Origin of the sequence: Microcoleus sp. BM001215392, assembly GCF_036700185.1 — a bacterium.
Taxonomy (GTDB): Bacteria; Cyanobacteriota; Cyanobacteriia; order Cyanobacteriales; family Microcoleaceae; genus Microcoleus.
Genome location: NZ_JAUBOJ010000078.1, coordinates 1 through 20,975, shown reverse-complemented (window position 1 = coordinate 20,975; position 20,975 = coordinate 1). Strand labels below are relative to the sequence as shown.

The following is a 20,975-nucleotide window of genomic DNA, read 5'->3' as shown; positions in this document are numbered from 1 at the left end:
TCTGACATCTGCGGTTTCTGTATCGATCGAAGACTTATGCAATTCAAGTCTAATAGCTTCTGTAACTGCAATAACCTTTGCCATTCGTTCACCTTTGATTCAAACGGTTGAATTTCCAACAATTAGCTTTATTGCAAGCAACAAAACTAGGCAAACTGCCATTCCCGCAGCAGAATCTTTGCAAACAGGACTTACACAATGACAGTAAATATGGTGTCTTCAGCGTCACTATCAGACAGTTTCTCCGACTGGAATTTTCAAGGAAGTTTGTCTTGAAATTCTGCTTTTAACTTTTCAATTTTAGAAAGCGTTGACCTTCGTTGCATTTCAGCTTCATACATCTCATGCGCTTTTTGCATCAGAGAGTCATCATTAGCTTTCGGAAATTGCTGTTTGAGTGTTTTAGCAATCTTGTTAAACAAATCAGTATTCATAAATTACATCCTCAACTGTTGCTTACTTCATATTAACCGGAGCTCGATATAAGTTACAATTCACTAAAACAAAAACCGGGCAACTTCACAGCTACCCGGCTATCCAAACTTGAGACTTCAGATAAATCTAAAATCTCAATCTAAAATTATTAAACAGCTACAGTCTTCTTAGCAGTAGAGCTCAATTCGCCCTTTGCATACTTAGCTGCAAAATCATCCAAAGACATTTGCTTGATCTTTGTACCGTGACCGGCGCAACCGAAAGAGTTGTAGCGATCGCTACAAACTTTTTGCATATACTTGATCGACGGCTTCAGGAAGTGACGGGGATCGAATTCATCGGGCTTAGCAAACAAAGCTTCGCGCACCGCAGCGGTAATCGCCAAACGGTTGTCAGTGTCGATGTTGATCTTGCGGACGCCGCACTTGATGCCTTTTTGAATTTCTTCGACAGGTACGCCGTAGGTTTCGCGGATAGTGCCGCCGTTGCTGTTGATGATTTCCAGCAATTCTTGGGGCACAGAAGAAGAACCGTGCATTACCAAGTGAGTATTTGGCAAGCGGCGGTGAATTTCTTCAATGCGACTGATTGCCAAAATTTCGCCAGTCGGCTTGCGGGTGAACTTGTAAGCGCCGTGGGAAGTGCCAATTGCCACTGCTAGAGCATCTACACCGGTTTGCTCGACGAAATTCACAGCTTCTTCGGGATCTGTGAGCAATTGATCGTGAGAAAGTGCACCTTCAAAGCCGTGTCCGTCTTCTGCTTCGCCCATTCCTGTTTCCAGAGAACCCAAGCAACCCAGTTCGCCTTCGACGCTAACGCCGATCGAATGAGCAACTTTCACTACTTCGCGAGTAACTTCAACGTTGTACTCGTAGCTGGCCGGAGTTTTAGCATCGCTTTCCAAAGAACCGTCCATCATCACGCTGGTGAAACCTTGGCGCATGGCAGAATAGCAAGTGCCGGGGGCATTGCCGTGGTCTTGGTGCATGGAAATGGGAATGTGAGGATAGGTTTCAACTGCGGCCAAAATCAAGTGGCGTAGGAAATTTTCTCCAGCGTAGGAGCGAGCGCCGCGAGAAGCTTGCAGAATCACGGGGCTGTTGGTTTCGTCAGCAGCGCGCATGATCGCTTGGATTTGCTCCATGTTGTTGACGTTGTAAGCCGGTAGGCCGTAACCATTTTCAGCCGCGTGGTCGAGCAGCAGTCGCATAGGTACAAGCGCCATAGATATTCCTCCTAATTATTTGTGTTTCTGGGCAGTGGATTTTGAACAAGCTCAATTCTTAGGATAATCTTAAGACAATTTGTTGCCGATCGCGCATTATGTTTCCAGATTTACTCAAAAGTTCAAAAAACAAAATTTTGAGTTTCGAGCATTCAACTCAAAACTCAAAATTTTTCACTATCTACTTTTTTATGGGTCGCCCGGGATTTGAACCCGAGACCAATCGGTTAAAAGCCGAATGCTCTACCGCTGAGCTAGCGACCCGCGAAAACATTGTTACCGCACACAATTTCTAATAGTAGCACCCATCATTTTAAATAGCAAGTCTTTTTCAAAAAAAAGTTGCAGTGATGCGAACCAGCATCTGGCAAGTCGCTCCCGGCTGCAAATAAATCAAGTGTTCGCCCGTATTTAGGGCATTTCGAGGAGCAGTCCAAGGTTCCAAACAATAAAAATCCTTCCCCTTGACCATCCAGAAAACCAACTTCCCATAGCTGGAGTTGTAACTGAGGGTAAGCCGCAAGCCGCGGGAGGCGTCGGTGACAGTAGCAGCCAAACCAGTCAGCTCGTCAAAAGAAACATCAATTTCATCGAGTGTCGGGTCAAACACCCCTGTGAAATAGCCTTTTGCGTGAGTATTCTGATCTCTGTACTGCATCCCGGGAATCTCAAAGCGGAGATTTGTCTTGTCGGGAGCTAAAAAATAAGGGTGCAAGCCGCTAGAAAAAGGCATGGGATCGGCACCAAGATTAGTGTATTGCTGCACAATTTCCAAAGAATTGCCTTTAATTTGATAAGTAAAAGCTAATTGGAAATCAAAGGGATAAACAGCCAGAGTCTTCTGGCTGCTGTCGAGTACCAAGGTAAGAGCCGCGCAACCCTCCGTAACTTGTTTGGTCGCCGTCCAAGGCAAATCGCGAGCAAAGCCGTGCTGTGTCAGCTTTCGCTCCACTCCCTTGTGGGTGTAGGTATTGTTGGGGAGATTGCCGCAGATGGGAAACAAGATGGGAATCCCACCGCGTACAGTTCGATCGGGATTGGCGAACCGTTCCGCGTCCAAGTAAAACATTTCTTTGCCTTCAACCAGCCAGCTAGTGGCAATACCGCCCCGTTCCGGCACAACTTCTAGGGTAGAGTTAGCGGTTTCGTCGGAGAGGATATAGGTTTTGTACTGCTTTTGCTTGAGCGCGATCGCAAACACATTTGTCATTGGTAGTAGGTCGTCGATCATTGGTTGTTAGTAAATCTGTCGTTAATAATTGGTCGCTGGTACTTGATTTTCTGCCATTACGGCCTCTTTCCTCCCTGTATCCTCGCTCTCTGTGTGAGACTCCCAGCAACTAACCGACGATCGCAGCTAATTGAGGTAAAGCGATCGTCGGCGATGGTGAGCCGTCGCAGCTTGTAGCTTTGGCGATCGTGTGTGTTGGCGGATGTTTGAGCGCGACTTTGAAAGATACGCCCCCTGTTGGGGGAAGATAGCTTTGGGGACTGAGTACCGCTCCTGGGCTGCCAGATGGAGGCGAAATAAACGGTTCTTTGATAAATGGCTCTTTGGTAAACGGATCTACTTCGCGGCTGGGATTTTGAGGTTGACTGCGGTAGATGCGTGGTGGTAAATCTTGACTCTGAGGCGGTTTCGACTCAGTTGCAGACCCTGACCCATTTTGGAAAAATGAGGAGTTACCCGGCTCTTTGGGCGCAGCCGGCAAAGGTGGCAAAATTGGAGTTGGCTTGGGTTGTCCGGGGGCTGGCAGATTGGTTTGACCCGAGCTTGAGTCCGGACTCGATCCGGGCCCTACCGTCCCGCTCTTTGCTGCTGGGCGTAAGGGCGAGTTTGAAGTTTTTGGTGCCATTGCTGGGTTAATTGGGGCATCGAGAACGATCGAAGATCCCATCGGGCGATCGAAAATACTGGAAATTTGCTCCACACGTTTGAGAATCCTCTCACCCGTGGCTCCCTTCACCACTTTCGGCTGAAATTTTTTCACCTCCACAGGCAAAAATTCTACCTTCATATTCCTGTCTTTGAGCGATACTTTCAGGACTGCGGTATCGTAATCGCTGCGAGCATTCCCGCCGAAGATAAAATTACCCAGCGAGTAAACAATTGGGCGTCCCTTGTAAACTTCGGCACCTTGGAGCACGTGGGGGTGGTGTCCCACTACCAAATCTGCTCCAGAGTCGATCGTAAACCGAGCCAAATCTATCTGCCAGTCTCCCGGATAATCTGCCAATTCAACTCCCCAGTGGTAATTAACAATAATCCAGTCTACCTGACCCCTGAGAGCTCGAATATCCTCGGCGACGCGATTGTTGCGCCGGGGGTTAATGCCGGCTTTCCCTTGGTCGGCGGCGTGAAGGTCGGCATCGTAATAACCGAGGTAGGCGATCCGCTGACCTTTAACCTCAATAATATCTGGACGCCTTGCTTCTTTAATATCTCTACCGGCTCCTAGATGCCCAATACCAGCATTATTTAGAGTATTTATAGTCTCCACCAGCCCCGGTTCCTCGTAATCCATAGCGTGGCTATTTGCCAGATTGACAAGATCCACTCCTCCTGCTGTTAATACTTTCACCGATTCTGGATCGGCTTTAAAATTTAATTGTTTTTTACCAGAACCCAACGTAGAGCTAGTCAGGGGATTTTCTAGATTAACCATAGACACATCTGCTTGCCGATACTCGTCCATATTGGCAAAAGCCCAATGGTAATCGTTGCCTCCACTGGCGATCGCATCAGATAGATTCACATTTCCTCCGAACATCAGGGTTACGGTTGGGTCGTAGGGATTTGCGACCTGTTTTTGTTGCAATACTGGTACTACTTCTAAGGCCGCTTGTACCGCATCCGGACGTTTGGGAGGCGGCCCCGACATGACCGCAGCTTGCTGGTACGGAGAGACTGGCGATACTAACCGCAGGGCTATAGCCTCGTGGTAGCTCACCCAACACCCTAAAACAAATGAGGCAAGTGCCGATCCCACTAGCAGCAGAGAACGATACGTTTTAAATTTAACCCAATCGCCGACTATTCGGGAACGATCGCGCCGTCGCTGGCGGTTGGCCGGTGTGACAATTCGGACTGACTGTTCCCAGAGAATGTCTGGTTCTCCAGCTAAGCGTGCGTGAATTCGCACTCCTTCTACTGCTGGCGAGTTAAGTCTCCAAAGTTGGTGGCAAATAAATTTAACTAAGCCTTCCCGGAGAGTGCTCCCCAGTAAAGTAGTATCTGCGGCAAATTCGCGCTGGAATTCTACCAAAATTTGCACGCATCCGGCCTGAGCCTGCTCCACGCGGGCATAAATTCCTTCGGGTCGCAGCAAGCTGTCAATCCAGTAATTCAGGGCTTGAAAGTTTCCCGATCGCGCTAGCTCCAAGATAGAAGGCTGCGACCAATTTTCTGTATATACCATCAATTTGCCTCCTTAACACGCTCAGCGAAGCTGACTTGATTTTTTTGTGAACGGAACTGTAATTCTTTTAGCTTAACTGCCACTTCGCTGCTAGCTGTCAACTATCCGCCACCTTGCGGGGTGCTTTTGACGTGGTGGGGGCTAGCATCTGAACTCGACCGCTACTCGGAAACCTCGAAACGATCGTTTCGATGCAAGCTTCACTCTTCCATACATTAGGCTGCGCTGACAAGAGCCCGCACTCGTCAATGCTTCTGCTTTGCTTTGCTGACAAACAGAGTTCTGCGTGCCATATTTCTGCTGGCGGCGATCTCGACATCTACTTAGGCTCCGCATCCTCACCTGCGAAAATCAGCTTTTTCTGGGATACTTGCGGCAACAAAACCGATGTGTAATCTGCCAGGGATTTAGAAGCTAGCGAGCCAACCACCTGATTCTTAAAGTCGAGATAACCGAATACCCAGGGGTTAGCAGAAGTGCGATCGAATAAAAAGGAAGAAATCCTTGAGAGTTTTTGGGGATCAGAATTTTATTGGGTCTGGACAAGCAATTACCTGGTTAAACCAAGCGTATTCGGAGAACGCCCTGAAATTCTGCCAAGAACCATTCAGGCTGATTTCGATTAGCTTGTCGCTGTTTTTTGGTTGTCGGTTTGCCCGAACAAAACTTATTTCTGTTCCGAATTACCATAAAATTTTTTAATCCAATTAGGCTGTTCAACTTGGCAATTATATTCGCAATCTCATGATTTGGCGGGTGCGATCGACAATCTAGGCGATCGCCACGAAGCAATAAATTTTGCCTGAGGATCAGCGTGTTTTCTGGCTGTTAGGAATTGTCTGGCATCTGGTCTGACAAGGCGATCGAATCGACGTGCGGCTTGTAGCCCTCGAACGAAGAGCGACTACAATTCGACCCTCTAGCCTGTTAATGCCGGCGTGAGGCTCGATCGCGAGAAACGAGCAAATCACCTCGGTAGTTTTAGCCTACAGGGTCTTAAAATTCGCGGCAAGTTGCCTGGGGACATGACACACCACTGCGCAATCGATCGGAAATCAGGCACTACTTTTGAGGTCTCGCTAGCTGTGGCACTGGCATTGAGAATACCAGATTTATGGAGGTCGAAGACAGCTTGGGATATGTAACCCTGCATCCAGATTGGCTGCACCAACCCGAGTTACCGAGACTTGTTGCTCGCTAACTCGGTTTAGGTTTGATTTGGTTCTAGCTGCTTGGCTCACAATTTATTGAACAGATAATTCAGGTAGTTATACTATGTGAAGATGTTTTGTGCGATCGCACAGCAGTTATGCCCTACCTCAATCACCGGAAAACCGATGTTAACTGACGATTAGTCGGTTGCTGAGGGCAGCGATCCCGGCATCTGGCTCACATTGCTCCGGTGACCAACCAAGTCAAGTATGGTGGAGGAATCCTGTAGTTGAGATATCCCAGAGCGATCGAACCTAGAGGCAGAGTCTGTTTTTATTGTCGCTGCAAGTGTCGCTGTTTGAGCGATCGCTCCGGGTCAACTTCCGTCTCTGGGATCTATTGTGGTAAATGCCTCCAGCGAGGGATGCAGCCGACTCCAAAATCTGCAACTCGATAAATGGTGTACTGGATAGATTTGGTGATAAAATGAAATTTGGTAACTCCCATCGGTGTAACAGTTTCAAAAAACGTGAAACTGGCCAGTCTGTAGGCTGTGTCTTCCGATGTAAAACCCAAAGTACGTTACTGTAAACAGGCAATCTTTTTGAGTAAATACACTGCGCAGGAGAACTGACAAATGCTACAGCGCAAAATCTATCAACTCTGTTGTGATGGTCGTGAGGTTTCTATTTTTCTTCGAGATCAGCAACGTTGGATAGAGCGCGCTCGTATCCTAGATATTGAAGGGGATCTAGTCACGCTGCGCTACGAAACCGACGAAGAAGACGAAATTAGCTCCTGGGAAGAAATGGTGCGTCTAGAAAGTATTGGAGCTGTGTCCCAGAAGTTGGCTTCGGTGTCGAGAACAAACTGCGAACCCCTAGTTTCTGACGATTGTCCCGAAGCCGAACAAATTCGCAATCATTACCCTGACTCGAATTTAGAATAGTTTTGAGCTAGAGCTCGATTTAAAAATAAAGATGTGGGGGAAAAGAAAATGACTTTTCTCCCTTTTTTTGTCTGGGAATTGAGCAAAAAAACCTTGTCGATCGACAATCCGGGTTTTTGGCCACTAGATAGATCGAGAGCGAGAGAGTATTCGATAGGGAACAGAAGATAGGGAAAGAAAGGAAGAAATTAGCGGTGAATAAAACAGGATTAAACCGAGATTTGGTAAAATACCAGGTTATAGAATCCATTTAAGATTTTTTATGTTAAATCAACCTGGATCGGAAATCGAATTGTTACGCGCGGCATACGCTGCTTTCAACGCGCGAGACATCAACGCCGCCCTCGCCCTCATGAGTGCGGACGTGGTTTGGCCGCGAGCGTTCAAAGGCGGTTTTGTCCGCGGACATGAAGCAGTCGGCGCTTACTGGAGGGAGCAATGGAGCGAGATTGATGGTCATGTGGAGCCGACTGCCTTTTACCCAGAGGAGGGCGGGCGGATTTTGGTCGATGTGCACCAAGTCGTGCGCGATCTGGCTGGAAGCGTGCTTGCTGATGAGCGTGTTGGTCATCGCTTCACCATCGACGGTGGCTTGATTCAAGTCATGGAGGTGTGTGCACTTCCATGGTCCAGCTAGGTCGCCTAAAACTGCGCTCCGGTAGCTGAGCTTGAGTTCCTCATGCAGCTAAATTGATAGCAAGTTTTAGCGATCGCCCTAAAATATCTCAAATGGGTTGTATATCGTTTGCGATCGACTAACCGCAGCGGCGATGGGCTTGTAGTATGGCTCCGATCGCGCGCAGTACAAACCGTTTTTGTGATGGCAATCAACCAAAATTGAGATTATTCGCCCTCGGTTTCTCGATCGAGAAAAAGTTCCGACTCCGGTATTGCCTCAAACACCGGACAGTAACCGTCGGGGGTAACTTTAAAGCCAAACAAAGCACTCGACTGGTTCCAACAGCGCTGGCCGCGGTAGTGCTGGCAATTGCCACAGCATTCGAGGTTGGTTTGAACGGCGTTGCCTTGAAACAGCAGTTCCCGCTGGGAAATGCCGCGCAATACCAGTTCTTCACCTTGCCAGCGGGCTTCTACCAAACCGGTATCGGCAAAATTAGCCCAGCGAGGATCGGCTGTAATCGGATTCGGCAAGCTAATTGCGACTTCTGTACCTAATTCGCTGAGTTCTCCTTCATAATTAGTTTCCGGGATCGCGGGCTGCAAAAACATTTCGCCGATCGGCAATTCGACAATTGTGCCCACCGCAGGCGTGTGCAACTGGTAGCGGTTGCGCAGCTCGTCCAAGTTCGCCAAATCAGCCAAATATGCAGGGGAACCGTGGATCAAAATTACGTGCTGGGGGCGCAAATTGTGGATGAGTTGGGTAGTTCCCGGGCCGTCGCAGTGTTCTGCTAGCAGATAAGTTTCCACGAGCCTAACTGCCGAAGAGCGCCAGTTGGGAAGCCATTGAGTGACGGGATATCCGGGTTTTTGAGGTGCGAGCAAAATCCACGGATTTGTGAGATCGGCAACATACAAACCCAAATCTGCAATTCGGTCACTAATCACAATACAAGGTCTGGAACCCAACTCGGAGCGCTGCTCGGCAGACAGCCTGCGCACGCGGGGTTTCACCCTTTCGTCCCAAAATAAAGGTTGATGCAGAGCAAAATTTTGGACGGCGGTGGGAAATTGGGGCAGCAGATCGAGATAAGCGTCGCAGCCATCGGCGACGGTGCCGTCTACCCAGATATCCAAGTCACGGCCGGTAAAGTAGTGGTGGCTGCGCAGCAGCATCAGCAGTTCTTGACCTAAACCGAGGGCTGGCGAGGGTAGCAGTACCGAGTATCCGTCCGCGATCGCCCGGTGGATGCGATCGGCTAACTGATTTTCGAGTTGTCGGCGGTGAGGGTGGCGCGCCGTGCCATAACTGCCTTCCAAAATTAACACGTCCGGCTTCATGCCCCGGAGTTCTCCCAACGGCAAACCTTCCACCAAACGAGAATTCGACAAGAAAAAGTCGCCGGTGTAAACCAGGGTGTAGGTGCGGTGGGGTGCTGTATAAGTCAGCAGCACGCTCGCGGCTCCGGGTAAATGGCCCGACGGGAACAACTGCACCGTCAGTCCCGGGCGCAGTTCGACCGACGACTGCCAGGACAGTGCCTGACAGAAATGGGACTCTGGCTGCTGAGATTGTTCGGGCCAGTTGAGCGGTAGCAGTCGGGCTGTGACTTCGCTGGCGTAGATTGGCAACTGGGGGAAAGATTGGTGGAGTGCTAGTAGACCTCTGGCGTGGTCGGCGTGGGCGTGGGTACACACCACAAAATCGGCTGGCAGCGATCGGCTCAGTGTCGCTGACAGGGGTGCGATATCCTCTACACCGCAGTCGAGTAAAATGCGGTGCGGGCCCATTCGCACTAGCAGACATACGCCTTCCTGTGCGTGACCGGCACCGTAAGGTAAACAATCGAGATCCATCACTGCGGTTAGCTCCCTGCGCGCTTGTGCGCAACTTGCAGTCTTGCCTGATTTTAAACATCGATAGCGACTGCATTCATTCGATCGAGTTCAGTCTTGGACGTATAAACCTGGTTTAATGGACTCAAACACTTTGTTGCCACCGCCGTTAAGGGTTAAAAAACCCGGTAGATCAAAGTTTTGGTGCGTCAGCCTGGGAGTTTAATGTTTGCTCGCAGGCTCAGCCTCCGGTGCCGCGAAAGTAATTGCATTTTAAATTTGGTGCCACCAGAAAAAGCTATTTGACCAAGGCTTTGGTAGAAATCGGCTCTTGGTGCCTCCTTCATAAGGTTAATGCTACTGGTTATGGCATCAAAAGTTACATTTTATTGCACCTTGTAAGCGCCACAAACTAGATATCATATTCTGAGTTTTAAATTTATTTTCACCATTTGCGCCTGCTAAAGCTAGTCTTTTTTATTAAAAGATTTTAATTGAACACCCCAAAGATGTTGACAAAACTTTACAAATCTTCATTTTTTAGGTGGTGAGGGGGCGTAGAGTCCCACAATCTCAACTGGGGGAGCCAGACTCATCGTGGCTAACTGATGCTGTCGGGGCAGATAAAGGCTTTATGAGTGCGATCGACTTATTTGTAAAAGTTTGATACGTTTTTCTAAGCAAACTTTGTGGCTGTGCACTAGAGAGTTTAAATAAGTGTTGAAGTTAGGATGTCTGTGGGGCGCCACGCTCTTTAAAGATACAGCTCCCGTTCTGCCAGCACAGTCGGTCAAAAGAACCAGGCAGCAAGCGGATGTTTTGCTGTTTTGTGGGGCTGTGTAGAAATAGATACGAGTGGGTATATCTGGTAATTAGTAATTAATAATGGGAAAAAAGTTGTCAAGTGGAAAAGGGATTTTTAGGGATTTAATTGCATTGCCTCGCTTGGCGTTACAAGTATGTCATGAGAGAGTAAGGTACTGCCAGAAACGCATAATTTACATAGAATACAGCTTTTTTTAATTAAAATTAATACCGTTGTAAATAAATAACAGGTTACTTTGTATTTCCATAAAAAATAGCAAAATGTTAAATATTTATTTTTAATAATTGGCATACTTTGTCTGTCTAATATAGGTTATGTTAGAGAATTATTGTGAAATAAATATCGGTTCCCCAAAAACCGCAATTTATTAGACTTGAATTGCAAAAATCGGAAAACACCCTAAAATTATCTGCGTTTATCTGTGTTTATCTGTCTGACATCTGCGGTTTCTGTATCGATCGAAGACTTATGCAATTCAAGTCTATTACAAATTCGGTAATTAGTTATCGATTAAATATTTTGTAATTTAATTGATAGTGATACCTGAGGTTAATATATCAATCACAACCTCAGCTAATATCGCTCTATTGATGAGGATTTTAGTCAGCCAAAAAGTGGTTTTAGTTCCTGCTTTTAAGGCGAGTGGTAGCCAGGGTCATGCCTGCCGAAATATAGGGAAAAAAGTGTGGGATTTTTGGGGATTTGGTGGAAAATACCAGCCGATCGCAATTAACGCTCAAACAGAGCGATCGCACAAAGCCGCTGACAGCGAAAAATTGGGTGTTGAGATTGGGGATTTATGGCGGGATTTGGTAGCGCGGCTGACCAATAACACCTGCAATTGACACAGCCATCGACGAGGGATCGTTTTGGGTGGCAAAAATTATCTGGAAAAAAACTTGACAGCAACGGGTCATGGAAAGTAAAAATAAATAAAAGCAATAACAAAAATGAGGCTTACATATGGGATTCGCGATCGGCGATCGGCAACTATGGCATTGATAAATTGCTATCCCTACAACAATTTTGGCTAAAATACATCCGGTAAAATACGGAGTAGATATGATTTTTTTCAAATCTAAAATCTAAAATCTAAAATCTAAAATGGCAACAGCTATTCTTGACCTAGAAATCTCCAAACTCCCGCCAGAAATTACGGTTGAGGAGCGTTACAGCAAAGCTTTGGTTTTAATCCGACTGCACGGAAAACCGATCGGACAAGCTCAAATTCCGGTAGTCGCAGGTCGGATCGAGGGCTCGCAATTGCGGGAAAGTCTGATGAATGCAGCAGGGGATAACCTTTGGAAAAATTGGCTCTACGATGCGCTGGAATGGGACGAACGCGGGGCGGTAGAGACAATCGAGCTCGCGACTGTAGCGGTTTGTACGCGCGATCGGCCCGAAGATTTGCAGCGCTGTCTGGACGCGCTGATGCTGCTCCCGGACGACGGTCAGGAATATTTAGTAATTGATAATTGTCCGGCTACGGATGCTACCCGCGAATTGGTCAAAAATAATTACCCGCAAGTCCGGTACGTGCGGGAAGACGATTTAGCGGGCGAGAGCGCTGCCCGCAACCGAGCTTTGCGCGAAGCTAAACACGAATTTGTAGCGTTTACAGATGATGATGCAGTCCCCGATCGGGATTGGTTGCGATCGCTATTGCGAAATTTCAGCGATCCGCGAGTTATGTGTGTCACGGGGCTACTGATGCCCCTAGAACTGGAAACGGAAGCGCAAGAATGGTTCGAGCGCTACAGCCCCTACGGGCGGGGCTTCGAGCGCCGAGTTTTTGACGGGACGCAATGCAATCCGCTGGTTGTTTATCCTGTGGGGGTTTCCGGGAGTATGGCTTTGCGGAAAAGTTTGATTGACAGCATCGGGCTGTTTGACGAAGCTTTGGGCGTGGGAACTCCCGCTAAGTGCGGTTCAGACAGCGAACAGTTTGCCCGCATTTTGCGCGCTGGCTACCGCATCGTCTACGAACCGACGGCCTTGAGTTGGCACCGCCACCGGCGCACCTGGGCAGAATTGCTCAAGTTGCTCCAATGCTACGGAATCGGAGTCTATGCTTTCTGGACGCAGATGTTTGTGGTTAACAGAGAATTTAGCGTGCCTCTGTTAGCTTTGGGGTGGCTGAGGTCCAAACAAATTCCTGAACTAATTGCTTCGTTGCGAAAGCAACCGGGTTCTGTTCCTCGTGATTTGCTTTTGGCTCAATTGCAGGGCTGTATGAGCGGGCCGATGGCTTATTTTACGTCTCGCCAGCAGTTGCAAAAAATTAAGAGGGAGCCATAAATAGGGATTTTGAGATTGTTTTTACCGCAGATGAAATGAAGGTGAAGTTGATTTGTGTAATGTCAATATGGAAAATCTAACAGTTAGCGTAATTATTCCGACTCACAACCGAAGTGTATTGCTGTTGCGCGCTCTCGATGCACTGCAATCCCAAACTTATCCGCTCGACCTGATCGAGGTTATTGTAGTCGCAGATAGCTGCACAGACGATACTTTGGCTGTGCTAAAAGACTACAAAGCTCCGTTTAAACTGGTGGTTATTGAAGAAAAGTGTCGCGCCGCTTCGATTACCAGAAATACGGGAGCAGCCTCCGCTACCGGAAAACTGGTGCTATTCATAGATGACGATATCGAACCAACTCCGCCTCTAATCGAAAGTCATGTACGCCTTCACCAAGAGCGTCCGGGCTGCGTGGTGATTGCCCCTTATCCGCCGAAGTTTCAGGGAGGGGATAGATTTTTTGACGTACAAGTGCGGGCTTGGTGGGAAGAAAAATTTTACCAGATGAGACAACCGGATCACCGTCATACTTATGAAGACTTGCTGACTGGTAACTTGTCTCTGGAGACAAAAATGTTTGCTAGCACTGGAGGCTTCGATGCCGGTTTCGGTCAGGGAACTGCCCATGAAGATTATGAATTCGGCTTGCGCTTGCTCAAAGCAAATATACCTTTTGCTGTGGCAGCGGATGCAGTCGGCTATCACTACGAACACGAAACTAACAACCTCTCGCGCTCTTTTCGCCGAGCGCGCGAGGAAGGACGCTCCGATGTCTTGCTCGGTCAGCGACACCCGGAACTTAAACCGACACTGCACATAAAGGATTACCAAAATCCTTACTCTTTTTTCGATCGGGTTTTCGTTGCTCTAGTTTTTTACTGGCCGGCGGCTCTAGAGTTGCTGGCTGTGGGACTGAGGCGGTCGCTAGATTGGCTAGAAGCTGTGCGGATGCGCGGTACTTGGCGGTGGCTGAACGGTAAATTGCGCGGTTACTGGTACTTGCGCGGTGTGATAGACGAATTGAAAACTCGATCGGGCATTTCTAGTTTTATGGAAGAAGGCCCAATGCGCTCTGATTTGGGCGGATACGAAATAGAAATTGACTTGCAGCAAGGCTTGGAAGCAGCAGAACACAGGATTGATGCCGAAAGACCGGCGGGGATTTACCTGTACTACGGCAAGCTGACAATCGGTCACATCTCTCCCGAAGTCGGCGCCGAACCGCTACGCGGGGTTCACCTGCGAAGAATACTGGCACAGAATTTAGCGGAACCGCTGGCGAGAGCGATGGCGGTTAACGGTATGCCGTGCAGTTCTGATTAGATCGAAGCAAAGCTTTTAGTTGTTTTTGAGGAGCGTGTTTTGGTAATTAAATAATTGCTAATTGTTGACTGTTGTCATTAATTACCAATGCGGAATGCCCCATTCCCAATTCCCCTGGGCCAAAACCCAATTCCCAATCGTATTTTGAGGAGAAATTTATGGCAATAAAAGTGCTTGAAATTGAGTTTACTGAAGAGATAAATCCAATTAGGGGACTAGAAAAATATGAACGTGTCCGCCTCTTGGTTCGCTACCGGGGGCGGCCGCTCGGCTGGGCCTATGTTAATAATAACAATCCCTGGCAGCAAACAATCTCGGCAGATCGAGTGCGAGAAACGATTGTGGAGCAGATGGGCAAGCAGTTGATTCGATCGAGTTTGGAAGATCAGTTAGCTCCAGAATCAGCAGATGAAGATCGAGAACTGCCACCAATTAGCGTTGTCATCTGCACGCGCGATCGCACGGACTCGCTCAAAGGCACTATGGAAGCAATTCTTGCCCTGGACTATCCAAAGTGCGAAATTATCGTTATAGACAATGCTCCTTCTAACAGCAGCACCGCTGAATTGGTTGCGAGATTACCTGTACGCTACGTTAGGGAAGAACGGCAAGGATTGAACTGGGCTCGCAATCGGGCGATCGCTGAAGCTAGCCACGAGATCATTGCTTTTACTGACGATGATATGCGGCCCGATCCGGGTTGGCTGCGGGGTATCGCTGCGGGCTTTGCTGACCCGGAAATTATGGCAGTTAGTGGTTTGGTGGTGCCGGCAGAACTGGAAACAGAGGCTCAAATTCAATTTGAATTCGGCTACGGGGGAATGCTGCAATACTTCCACCGATTTAAAGTTGATGGTAGTCAGCTCTCGGCGCAGGAGTTGCTGTGGGCGAAATCTTACGGCGTTGGGGCAAATATGGCTTTCCGCGTCAAAGTGTTCGAGGCTGTTGGCAATTTTGACCCGGCTTTGGATGTGGGGACGGCGACTCGGGGTGCTGGGGATATGGAGATGTTTCACCGGATTTTAGCTAAGGGATACGCGACGTTTTATGAGCCCAGAGCCTTTGTGTGGAACGTACACAGGCGTAGTGCCGATGCTTTGAGTCGCCAGCTACGGGACAATGGGCAGGCTTTTGGGGCTTATTTGCTGACTTGTGCTCGCAACGGTACTGTCAGTAGCGGGGAAATTTGGCAATTTGCAGTGTCTCAGTGGCTGAAAGGGTCGCTGTTGCGACGCTTGATCCGACCGGGCTGGTTTCCCCGCAAGTTGGTAGTTAGCGAGCTGCTGGGGGCTTTACAGAGTCCTTTTGCTTACAGGGAAGCGCAGTTACAGGCTCAGCGCTTGGTGGCGATGGCGGATGTGGAGGAGCAGCCACAGCCGGAACCTCTGACGGTGACTGGAGGTGCGGGATGAAAGCTCTGGGAAGGCTGATTGAGAGGCGCAAAGTAGCTCATTTCTTCGATTTGCTGCGTGGATTGGTCGATCGCGATATGAAACTACTCTACAAGCGATCGACCCTGGGGATTGCTTGGACTTTGATCAGTCCGCTATTGCAGTTGGCTGTTTTTTGTTTTGTATTCCGAACCGTACTTCCGGTAAATATTCCGCAATTTGCTTCCTTTGCATTCAGCGGTTTGTTAATCTGGAATTGGAGTCAGACAGTGCTGTTTCAATCGACGGCACTAATTACTGGCAACCTGGCTTTAATCAGACAGCCTAATTTTCCGACAGCTATTTTGCCTGTAGTGACAACTACAACCGGATTGATTCACTTTCTGCTGGCGCTACCAGTGCTAATTATCTTTTTGGCAATGGACGGAGTTCAGCCAAATCCTGTGCTGTTTGCGCTGCCACTTTTGATGATTATTCAATTCATTTTGACGGTGAGTTTGGCTTATCCACTTGCTGCGATTAATGTGACTTTTCGCGACACCCAGCACACTTTGGGCGTGTTGTTGCAGATGCTTTTTTACCTGACTCCAATTTTCTACGACCTCAAAAGCGTGCCCAAAGAATTTCAGCCTTTATATCAGTTAAATCCGATGGTGCCACTGATTGAAGCTTATCGGGCAATACTGATCAAAGGTACCCAGCCGGACTGGCAGGCGCTGTTAATTGTAAGCTTGCTTGTGGCTGCTCTTTTGCCGCTCGGACTGGCAATTTTTAGACGGCAAAGCGATCGATTTGTGGAGGAATTGTAAATGCGTCAAGCTATTGTTGTCAAGGGTTTGGGTAAACGTTTCAACCGCTACAGTGCCGATCGACCTATGACAATCATGGAAGCCGCTTTGTGGGGCTGGTGGCGGATGAAACCACAAGCACATTTTTGGGCATTACGGGATATAAGTTTTAGTGTTTCTCCAGGGGAAATGCTGGGAATTCTCGGCAAGAATGGCGCGGGAAAATCGACACTGCTGCAATTGATCGGTGGTATCGGCCGCGCTGAGGAAGGAACTATTAAAGTTAACGGCAGAATTGGCGGTTTGTTGGATTTGGGTGCAGGTTTTCACTCCGATTTAACGGGCAGAGAAAATGTGTTTGTGGGTGCGGTGGTGGCAGGTTTGACTCGCCGGGAAGCGGCGCGCCGATTTGACGATATTGTTGCATTTGCAGAATTAGAACAGTTTATAGACAGCCCACTGCGAACTTACAGCACAGGGATGCGAATGCGGTTGGCTTTTTCGGTGGCAATTCATACCAATCCAGAGGTGTTGTTAATTGATGAATATTTGTCGGTTGGAGATGTGGCTTTTCAAGCTAAATGTTTGAAAAAGATAGAGGAGTTTAAAAATCAAGGTTGTGCGATTGTTTTAATTTCTCACAGTGCGGCGCAAATTCAAAAAACTTGCGATCGGGCTTTGTGGCTAAAATCCGGTGAAATCCTGGCTTATGGGGAGCCGGAAGTGGTAGCTGGTCAGTATTTGTCGGAAATGCGATCGGAAACTGACAAGCGCACTCCCATGCGTCCTCCTGAAGTTACAAGTACGGGTTCGGAACTGCGAGTTAATGAGAATAGATTCGGTTCTTTGGAAGTAGAAATAACTAATGTTAAAGTGTTGCCGGATGATGAGGTAGACAGCGGCGATGCTATAACAATTGAAATTGATTATACTGTGCCAAAAGCGATTTCTGCTGCGATTTTTGGCATGACAATCAGCCGGGAAGACGGTCAAAGTTGTTTTGAGACTAATACCAATCAAATGGGGCGGTTCATTCCGCTGGCGGAAGGGAAAGGGCAAATCCGGCTGCACATAGACAGGCTAGATTTAGGAAACGGTCAGTATTACGTGAATGCTGGGGTTTATGAGAAGAGTTGGGCCTATGCTTACGACTATCACTGGCACGTTTATCCGCTGTACGTGCGATCTACTGTAAACCAAAAAACGATTCTCTGTCCGCCCTACCATTGGGAGTTTGACGGCAAAATGCAGCTTCCAAATTTGCCAGAAAAAGCTGAGAAAGTTCACGCTTTAAATAAGAACAATCCGGGCTACGTCAAAATTTCAACTCAGTTAAGAAATAAGCAGTCACCCGACTTTTTAGTAATTGGCGCTCAAAAGTCTGGTATAGAAGCTTTGCGTGGACACCTGGCAAATCACTTGCAAATTATCAAAGACGGTTCCCGAGAGATTCACTTTTTTGAGTTAAATTTTGAGCGCGGTGTAGAGTGGTATAGCAAGCAGTTGACGCGGAGTGTAGCGGGTGACAAAGTGTTGCTGTGGGAGATGACTCCTTACTACATTTATCATCCTTTGGTGGCCGAGCGAGTTTACAAAACTTTCCCGGATGTTAAACTGATTGTAATGCTGCGAAACCCGGTAAAACGAGCTTGGATGCACTATCATTTAGAAGTGGCAGTCGGCTGTGAAAAGTTGGATTTTGAAAAAGCGATCGCATCTGAACCTGACAGGCTAAAAGGTGAAATTGAAAAAATCCAAGCCGATGAGGGTTATTACAGTTTTAACCACCAACATTATTCCTATTTATCGCGGGGAATTTATGTCGAACAAATCAAAAAATGGCTCGATTATTTTCCGAGGGAACAGTTGCTAATTCTCAAGAGTGAAGACTTTTATGCAAATACAAGTAAAGTATTTTCTGAAGTCTTAGATTTCTTGGATATTAGTGCGAGCACCCTCGAAGAATATGAGATTCATAGTGTCGAGGATTACAGCAAAATGCCTGCTGAAATTGAACAACAATTAACCAATTATTTTAAGCCTTACAATCAGGAACTTTCTGATTTGTTGAAGCAAGATTTTACTTGGAGTTAGGAAAATAGTTTATAACCGTAGAAAGCTCTCTGAGCGCTGAGAGAAAGTAGAAACAGAGATGTTGATAAATGATTGATAATCATACCTCTTTCTTCTCGCTCCTCTGTGTCCTCTGCGCTCTCTGCGGTTAATTTAAAAAAACCTCATTTGCCAACAATTAATCAAGTATAAAAATGAAAAGAATATTTTTAGTGGGAACCCCTCGGAGCGGTACAACAATCCTTCAAAGTTTATTAGCGGCTCATCCTGAAGTTATTTCTTTTCCTGAATCTAAGTTTTTCCACTATTTGCTTTACGATAAGTTGGCGGGACAGTTGCGAAGTAGGATGGAAGTTTTTTTTAATGATGAGATTAAACGTCCTGAACTTTTGAAAGATTTTGATGACAGTCAAAGTGTGGAAACTAAAACTCGTTGGTTTGTGGGAGTTTTGGATGGTTTGGCTGCGGAACAAAACAAAAGTATTTGGTTGGAAAAAACGCCGGAGCATATATATTTTATTCCTGATATAGAGGGTTTGTTACCGGATGCAAAATTTATACATATTTTGCGAAATGGTATGGATACAATCGCTTCTATGTATGAGAGCACTAGGATTTATCACGAATTGTGGGGCGCGGGTTGGGATTTAGATCACTGTATCGAGCGCTGGGTATATGCGGTGTTAACTAGCCATAAATATGTTAATAAAGCAAGTCATATTTTAGTTAAGTACGAAGAGCTTTTAGATGACAAAATTAAAGTTTTAGAAAAAATATGTAAGTTTGCTGGTATTGAATATGACGGTGCTATGCTGGAAAATTACAAGCAGCAAGCAGCAAATTTGAGTTTAAATGTACCTTGGCATAAAGGAATAGATCGAGATATCGCCAGCACTAAGTTTCACAAATATCATGCTCTTTTTAAGCAAGATGAAATTGTGTATATTTTAAATAAGATTAGCTGGGCAAATAAAGAAATTGCTGGGAAATTTACGGTGGAAGTTACCGAACAAATTTCGGATATTTGCGGTTTTTCGCAAATGTGCGATCGCCTGTGCTGTAAAATTAACCTAGAAGGCAATGAACTGGGAACTCTTGAGTTGCCCGCGTGCGACGGGATGGTGGCGGGTGCGGTGTTGGCGGATGCGATCGCAGCTCAGTTTGCTTGGGCAATACTTTCACGCTTCTTTCAAGACAATACAGAAACTCCCCAACAGGAATGGACGCTATTTTTACAAGAAATTTGGAATCGTCCCCAGTGGCTTGAGACTCATTTTTACAATCCCGAAACCGCCGATGAAGCAGTCACAATCACTCTCAATGAAGACTTGATTGCTGTGGAAGTTAGCGACGAATTGTCTAACATCAAAGTAGAACTTTCTGAAATAGATGTGCTGGTGACAGTAGGCGGTGTTGCTATTGGTATTGTAACCGTTGCCGCGGACAATAATTTTGTTTCTGCTCAAAAAGTGCGATCGACAATTACTCAAAATATCGGTTTTGAGTTGTGCGTCGCCGCCGTGCGAGAAGCTTTGTTAGGAAAACCGTTAGATAGTCAGCAATCCTTGCGATCGCGCTTAGCCTCTAGGGCCCAACAAAGGTCGAATCAGCCCGACTGGTTGAATGCACCGGGTTCTGGGGGCATTTACCCGCAAGATGCGGTGATGTTCGGCAGGCGATGTGGTGCAACAGGAACCAGTATCAGCCGCCGCGCCGCACTCCCAGCGCAGGCGCTGCGAGAATTAATAGCATCTGCGACAATCGCCGGGGAACCGATAATGCAAATTCCCCTAGAAAACGAGTTACCAAAGCAAGTATTTTACGCACCAGAAATCATTTGGCAAAAATCGCCTTACCGAGAATTTTTGCACTCGGCAAAATTTCAATTATTTGACAATAATAGCATTACAGAAAAACTCTCGATTCTCGCCTACCGTCGCATTTCTCCCGATGGTATAAATGCAATTACTCCGGAGGTTTTTGAACAACAGTTGCAGTATCTGAAAGATTCTGGTTATTACAGTGCAACTTGGGAAGATTGGCAAAATGCAAAACTGACTAAAACTCCTTTACCAGGTAAAGCTGTATTAATAACTTTTGACGGTGGCTATCTCGACTTTTTAACCTACGCTTGGACTTTGCTAAAACGCTTTGACTTTACAGCCACTGTTTTTCTAGTAGCCGAGTCAATAGGAAAGACAAATAGTTGGGAAAAAGCCGAATTTGAACAAGTACAGTTAATGCAATGGCCTGAAATTAGACAATTGCGGGATGCAGGAATTGAATTTGGTTCCATGTCTGCTACTTATCAACCTCTGACTGGATTGTCGCCCACCGAAATTGTGCGCGAAGGGGCAAAATCTCGCGCAATTTTGGAACGGGGATTAGGGAAATATGTTAAATGTTTTGCTTATCCTTACGGGGATGTTGATGAAATTGTAGCGCATTTAATCGGAGCAAGTGGGTATAGTTTCGGTGTATCATATAGATCGACTATTAGCAATTTTAACGATTCTTTAATGTCGCTACCCCGCCTTCAAGTTACAGCAGAAAATTTCTGGGAATTAGGTTTGTAGATTTGGGGTGCATCTGGCGCAAGGCAAATATGTTTGTAGGGGCGAAGCATGACCGCATT

15 protein-coding genes and 1 tRNA gene are annotated in these 20,975 nt (G+C 47.0%); 10 read left to right on the top strand and 6 right to left on the bottom strand.

What is annotated here, in order from left to right; genetic code table 11:
- A partial coding sequence (locus tag QT974_RS11615) for a hypothetical protein (RefSeq protein ID WP_333468631.1) occupies nucleotides 1-202 on the top strand: 202 nt, incomplete at its 5' end.
- Nucleotides 203-257: 55 nt separating this feature from the next.
- Here QT974_RS11615 and QT974_RS11610 read toward each other — a convergent pair.
- The 5 genes from QT974_RS11610 to QT974_RS11590 all read right to left on the bottom strand — a co-directional run bounded on the left by QT974_RS11610 (nucleotide 258) and on the right by QT974_RS11590 (nucleotide 5,082).
- Nucleotides 258-434, bottom strand: a complete 177-nt coding sequence (locus QT974_RS11610) for a hypothetical protein (RefSeq protein ID WP_333468630.1) — start codon at nucleotides 432-434, stop codon at nucleotides 258-260.
- Between the two features lie 149 nt (nucleotides 435-583).
- Nucleotides 584-1,663 (bottom strand): class II fructose-bisphosphate aldolase, encoded by a 1,080-nt coding sequence (fba, locus tag QT974_RS11605; protein ID WP_333468629.1) that lies wholly within the window; start codon nucleotides 1,661-1,663, stop codon nucleotides 584-586.
- Between the two features lie 192 nt (nucleotides 1,664-1,855).
- Nucleotides 1,856-1,927, bottom strand: a tRNA-Lys gene (locus QT974_RS11600).
- Nucleotides 1,928-1,994: 67 nt separating this feature from the next.
- Entirely contained in the window at nucleotides 1,995-2,864 is an 870-nt protein-coding gene (locus tag QT974_RS11595) for an aldose epimerase family protein (RefSeq protein WP_442933172.1), read from the bottom strand.
- A gap of 139 nt (nucleotides 2,865-3,003) precedes the next feature.
- Nucleotides 3,004-5,082, bottom strand: coding sequence for a CapA family protein (locus QT974_RS11590; RefSeq protein ID WP_333468627.1), 2,079 nt, complete (start codon nucleotides 5,080-5,082; stop codon nucleotides 3,004-3,006).
- A 1,789-nt stretch (nucleotides 5,083-6,871) separates the two neighbouring features.
- Between QT974_RS11590 and QT974_RS11585 the strand changes: the two genes are divergently transcribed.
- Complete coding sequence (locus QT974_RS11585) at nucleotides 6,872-7,183, top strand: DUF6679 family protein (protein ID WP_006633466.1); 312 nt, start codon at nucleotides 6,872-6,874, stop codon at nucleotides 7,181-7,183.
- A 262-nt stretch (nucleotides 7,184-7,445) separates the two neighbouring features.
- Entirely contained in the window at nucleotides 7,446-7,820 is a 375-nt protein-coding gene (locus QT974_RS11580) for a nuclear transport factor 2 family protein (protein ID WP_333468626.1), read from the top strand.
- 206 nt (nucleotides 7,821-8,026) lie between these two features.
- On the opposite strand, the gene QT974_RS11575 is transcribed toward QT974_RS11580, so the two are convergent.
- Nucleotides 8,027-9,661 carry an MBL fold metallo-hydrolase gene (locus QT974_RS11575; RefSeq protein ID WP_333468632.1) on the bottom strand — a complete coding sequence of 545 codons (1,635 nt, stop codon included), beginning with the start codon at nucleotides 9,659-9,661 and terminating at the stop codon, nucleotides 8,027-8,029.
- Between the two features lie 1,395 nt (nucleotides 9,662-11,056).
- Here QT974_RS11575 and QT974_RS11570 point away from each other — a divergent pair.
- From QT974_RS11570 to QT974_RS11540, 7 genes are all read left to right on the top strand, one after another.
- Nucleotides 11,057-11,311 (top strand): hypothetical protein, encoded by a 255-nt coding sequence (locus QT974_RS11570; protein WP_333468625.1) that lies wholly within the window; start codon nucleotides 11,057-11,059, stop codon nucleotides 11,309-11,311.
- A gap of 259 nt (nucleotides 11,312-11,570) precedes the next feature.
- The gene (locus tag QT974_RS11565) at nucleotides 11,571-12,764 is read left to right on the top strand and encodes a glycosyltransferase family 2 protein (protein WP_333468624.1); all 1,194 of its coding nucleotides are present in this window, start codon (nucleotides 11,571-11,573) and stop codon (nucleotides 12,762-12,764) included.
- A gap of 67 nt (nucleotides 12,765-12,831) precedes the next feature.
- Nucleotides 12,832-14,088 (top strand): glycosyltransferase family 2 protein, encoded by a 1,257-nt coding sequence (locus tag QT974_RS11560; RefSeq protein ID WP_333468623.1) that lies wholly within the window; start codon nucleotides 12,832-12,834, stop codon nucleotides 14,086-14,088.
- A 158-nt stretch (nucleotides 14,089-14,246) separates the two neighbouring features.
- Nucleotides 14,247-15,500, top strand: coding sequence for a glycosyltransferase (locus tag QT974_RS11555; protein WP_333468622.1), 1,254 nt, complete (start codon nucleotides 14,247-14,249; stop codon nucleotides 15,498-15,500).
- Complete coding sequence (locus QT974_RS11550; RefSeq protein ID WP_333468621.1) at nucleotides 15,497-16,288, top strand: ABC transporter permease; 792 nt, start codon at nucleotides 15,497-15,499, stop codon at nucleotides 16,286-16,288. Before QT974_RS11555 ends, QT974_RS11550 begins: the two co-directional genes overlap by 4 nt.
- Nucleotides 16,289-18,361 carry a Wzt carbohydrate-binding domain-containing protein gene (locus QT974_RS11545; RefSeq protein WP_333468620.1) on the top strand — a complete coding sequence of 691 codons (2,073 nt, stop codon included), beginning with the start codon at nucleotides 16,289-16,291 and terminating at the stop codon, nucleotides 18,359-18,361. It abuts the gene before it with no gap.
- Nucleotides 18,362-18,534: 173 nt separating this feature from the next.
- On the top strand, nucleotides 18,535-20,916 hold the full coding sequence (locus tag QT974_RS11540) for a sulfotransferase (RefSeq protein ID WP_333468619.1): 2,382 nt from the start codon (nucleotides 18,535-18,537) through the stop codon (nucleotides 20,914-20,916).
- Nucleotides 20,917-20,975: the final 59 nt, after the last annotated feature.